The organism is Methylobacterium sp. WL18, from assembly GCF_008040015.1.
GTDB lineage: Bacteria > Pseudomonadota > Alphaproteobacteria > Rhizobiales > Beijerinckiaceae > Methylobacterium > Methylobacterium mesophilicum.
In genome coordinates this window covers 1-3839 of sequence record NZ_VRVD01000450.1, presented here as the reverse complement: position 1 = coordinate 3839, position 3839 = coordinate 1, and the positions used below count along the sequence as shown (strand labels likewise).

Genomic DNA, 3839 nt, shown 5'->3' with positions numbered 1-3839 from the left:
TACATTTGTTAATAAAAAATCTTACGTCATGCTGCCGTTGCTCCGTGATCCGTCAGGCATCGCGCGAGGCGATCCTGTGCCCGATCGCAGGCCGCCCCCGCAGGGGCCCGGATATCCACACGCTTGACGATCCACCGGCATACAGCCAAGCTGCTCGGCGACGGTTCCCCTCGGGGATCAAAAGGGAACGCGGTGAGGGGCCTGCCCTGAAACCGCGGCTGTCCCCGCAACTGTGAGCGGCGAGTCCTTCACCACCACGTCACTGGGCCTCAAGCCCGGGAAGACGGTGCGAGGGCGGCGACCCGCGAGCCAGGAGACCTGCCGTCAGCCGTGGTCACACGCGAAACGCGTCAGGCGGGGTGTCCTGGCGGGTGTCGAGACGGCCGTGCGCGAGCGCGGTCGGCGAGGCCTCGTTCGCGGTGACGTGCCACAGCAAGCGCGCCCGCGTCCCGGTTCCCGATGCCCTCCCTTGTCGTGCCGATCCCGGCCGCGTTTGCATGCGGCCCGATCCTCCACCCAGGCCACAATGCCTGGGCCGGAACGGCTCAGACAGGCAGCAATTGCAATGTTATTACATTGCCTTTAGGGCATGCGAACCGGCGGCCGCCGCGCTCGGACCTTTCCTCACCATGTCGCGATCCAAACAGCCTCCTCGCAGCCGGCGTGTGCCGCTCTGCGGTGCCATGCTCACGTTTCTGGCAAGCCCGGCCGCAGCCCAGGAGACCGTGGCCCTCGATCAGCTCTCCGTCGAGGGGGAAGGCAGCGTCAGCCTGACCCGCGCCGCCCAGATCGGGTTGAACCTGCGCACCCCCGACCGGACCGCGAGCCGGCTCGGCCTTACGCCTTTGGAGACACCGGCGAGCGTCGATATCGTGTCGGGTGAGACCGCACGGCTGCGCGGCCAGGACACGATCGCCGAAGCCGTGACCCAGGACGCCACCGGCATCACCACGATCGCGGCACCGGGCAACGGCAACGGCGCGTTCACGTCGCGCGGCTTCGCGGGGCCGAACTCGATCCAGCAGCTCTACGACGGCACCCGCTTCTACGTCGGGGCCAACACGGTCACGTTCCCGTTCGACACCTGGAACGTCGAGCGTATCGAGGTTCTGCGCGGCCCGTCCTCGGTCCTGTACGGCGACGGCGCGATCGGCGGCGTGATCAACGTGGTGCCGAAGAAGCCGGTCTTCGCGCCGATCAACACCGCCCGCACGGTGATCGGCACCGACGGCGTCGCGCGGCTGGCGTTGGACTCGGGCGGGGCGCTCGGACGGGAGGAGTTCGGCGACACCTTCGCGTACCGCCTCAACGTCAGCGGCAACCGCGCGGACGGCTGGATCCGGCCGGAGGGCGATTTCCGCAACCTCGCAGTCTCGGCAGCCCTGCTGTTCCAGCCGAGCCCGGACCTCGCCTTCACAGTCAGTCACGACCTCGGCTACCAAGAGCCGGCGCGCTACTGGGGGACGCCCCTGGTCGAGGGAAGAATTCCAGATCTGATCCGGTTCAACAACTACAACGTCCGCGACGCGAAGATCACCTGGGCGGACAACTGGACCCAGTTCAAGACCGAGTGGACGCCCTCGGCCGACATCATCGTGCGCAACACGGCCTACCGGCTCACCAGCCGGCGCCACTGGCTCGATACCGAGCAATACACCTACAACCGCGGCACGGGATTGGTCGACCGGGGCGATTACCTCGAGATCTATCACAGCCAGGAACAGGTCGGGAATCGCCTGGACGCGAGCTTCAACGGCAACCTGTTCGGCCTGCCGAACGCGTTCGCGGTCGGGTTCGACGTGAACCACATCGACTTCCGCCACACGAACAATTTTTACTTCGACCAGACCACCAGCGTGCCGCTGACCGGCTACGATCCGGGATACTTCCCGCAGAACGGGCGGGCACGGCCGGCCTACGCGACCCAGACCAGCCAGGCCTCGGTCTTCGCCGAGGACCGGGTGATCCTCTCCGAAAAACTCTCGTTCCTGACCGGCGTGCGGCTCGACGTGCCGACACTGCACCGGCAAGATCTGCAAACCGGCTCGCAGTTCGAAAAGACCTATCAGGCGCTCGGATACAGGTTCGGGCTGGTCTACAACCCGACGCCGGACAGCGCGCTCTACGCCCAATACAGCTTCGCGACCGACCCGGTGAACAGCCTCATTACCCTGACGCAATCGCTCTCCGGGTTCCAGCTCGCCACCGGCACGCAGGTCGAAATCGGCGCCAAGGGGCTGGCCTTCGACGGCGCCCTCGAATGGACAATTGCCGGCTACCGGATCGTCAAGGACAACCTGATATCGACCGTGCCGGGTCAGCCGACCGTGTCGACCCAGGTCGGCCAGCAATCCTCGCAGGGCTTCGAGCTGGCGCTTGGCTGGCACCTCGCCCCGGGCTGGCGGCTGGACGGCAACCTCGCGCTCCTGCACGCGCAATACGATACGTTCAATCAGAGCGTGAACGGCGCGACCGTCTCGTATGCCGGAAACCAGCCGATCGACGTGCCCGAGCGGGTCGCCAATCTCTGGCTGACCTGGGACTTTGCCCGCGCCTGGACGGCACGCGTGGGGCTCCAGAACGTCGGCCAGGTCTACAGCGACTTCTCCAACACGGCCCGGCGCCCAGCCTACAACCTCGTCAACCTCGTGCTCGACCATCAGGTGACGGTGGATTCGCGCCTGAGCCTGCGGGTCTACAACCTGTTCGACAAGGTCTACGCGATCAGCGGCAACGCCGTGAACGGGGTCGGCACCAACTGGCTGCTGGGCCGGCCGCGTTCGGTGGAACTCGCCTACACGGTGACTTGGTGAGGCAGCGGGTCGGCAAAGCCGCGCGTCGCTGGCTGCTGCTGTTCCACCGCTGGGCCGGGATCGCCACGGCCGTGTTCTTCGCCCTGTGGATCGGCTCCGGACTGGTGATGCTCTACGTGCCGTTCCCGGCACTCACAGAAGCCCAGCGCCTCGCGCGCCTGGCGCCGATCGATTGGGAGACCGTCGCGGTCCCGCCGGACGCGGCGCTCGCCGCCGGCGACCTTGCGGGCGTGCCGGCGGCGTTCGCCCTGGAGATGCGCGGTGCCGAGCCGGTCTACCGGATCACAGGCCGCGACGGGGCGCGGGCGACCGTATCGGGCCGTACCGGCGCGCGGCTCGGCCCGGTTGGTGCGGAGGCGGCCTTGCGGCTCGCCGCCGGGGATCGGCCGGATGCCCGCGTCGATCCGGTCGAGCGGGACCAGTGGACCGTGACCGCTCGCTACGACCCGCTCCGGCCGTTCCACAAGGTCGTCTTCGATGACCCGGAGGGGACCGAGCTCTACGTCTCCGCGGTAACCGGGGAGATCGCTCTCGACACGACCCGGTTCGAGCGGGCCTGGAACTGGCTCGGTTCGGTGCCGCACTGGATCTACCTGACGCCGCTGCGCGCCCGGGCGGAGCTGTGGCGGACCGTGCTGCTCTGGCTCTCCGGATTCGCCGCCCTCGGGGCGGTCAGCGGCTTGGTCGTCGGGATCTGGCGCCTGCGCCTGCGCCGCCGCTATGCGCACGGCGCCGTCACGCCCTATCGCGGGCTGGCGCGCTGGCACCACCTGTTCGGCCTGGCGGGCGGGCTTGGGCTCGCGGCCTTCATCCTGAGCGGCTGGATCTCCATGAACCCGAACCGCTGGTTCGCGTCGAGTACGCCGCCGACCGCGCTACGCAGCGCCTATGCCGGAACGCCGGGACCGCTCGGGCTCGATGTCGGACGGCTGCGCGATCGCGCCGGGCCGGGCACCCGATCGCTGCGCTTCACCACAGTCGGCGGTCGCTGGTGGGTGGTCGCCGAGGCGGCGGACGGCCCCCGCG

2 protein-coding genes and 1 riboswitch are annotated in these 3839 nt (G+C 68.4%); both genes read left to right on the top strand.

What is annotated here, in order from left to right; all coding sequences use genetic code 11:
- The first annotated feature begins 144 nt into the window (after window positions 1-144).
- A riboswitch (cobalamin riboswitch) is annotated at window positions 145-341 on the top strand.
- 342 nt (window positions 342-683) lie between these two features.
- On the top strand, window positions 684-2813 hold the full coding sequence (locus tag FV228_RS22705; RefSeq protein ID WP_238261483.1) for a TonB-dependent siderophore receptor: 2130 nt from the start codon (window positions 684-686) through the stop codon (window positions 2811-2813).
- Window positions 2810-3839: PepSY domain-containing protein (locus FV228_RS22700; protein ID WP_147856666.1), on the top strand; the 1030-nt coding region annotated here is incomplete at its 3' end. The genes FV228_RS22705 and FV228_RS22700, both read left to right, overlap by 4 nt.

What these genes read in the sequence shown, in the direction of transcription:
- FV228_RS22705 (WP_238261483.1), top strand. Translation starts at nt 684, where the DNA reads ATGCTCACGTTTCTGGCAAGCCCGGCCGCAGCCCAGGAGACCGTGGCC.